The 406-nt window shown below is 48.8% G+C and carries 1 pseudogene; it reads right to left on the bottom strand.

Features of this window, described 5'->3' with window-relative positions:
• Positions 1 to 406, bottom strand: a pseudogene (locus ACTHS3_RS17130) (ribonuclease R); the annotation flags it as partial.

Raw genomic sequence — 406 nt, forward strand, 5'->3', positions numbered from 1 at the left:
TTTCTTCACTTTAATCTTCACGCTTTTGCCTTGAGCGTTATTTTTACGCCCGGCCTTAACAGAGGCTGTTTTCGCCTGCGCTTTTTTCTTACCTGCGGCTTTAGGTTTGCTTGGCTTGGCCGGTTTGGAAGCAGGTTTACTTTTTACCTTGGCCTTCTTTGCCTTCGCGGGAGCAGCCAACTCTTCATCAATTTCTTTAGCCGAAAGTTTACGCTTACGCTTTTCGACAGGCTTGTCAGCAGCTGTCGGCTTACTCACAGATTTCGCTTTTCTTCCGCCGCGTTTCTTACCGACTGAACCGCCGCTGATTAAGGTCAAATCAATCTTGCTGGTATCCAAATCGGCACGAGCAACTTTTACAGTGACCGTATCGCCCATGTTGAAACGGACACCGCTGCGTTCACCC

This window comes from Neisseria sp. P0009.S007 (assembly GCF_051962515.1).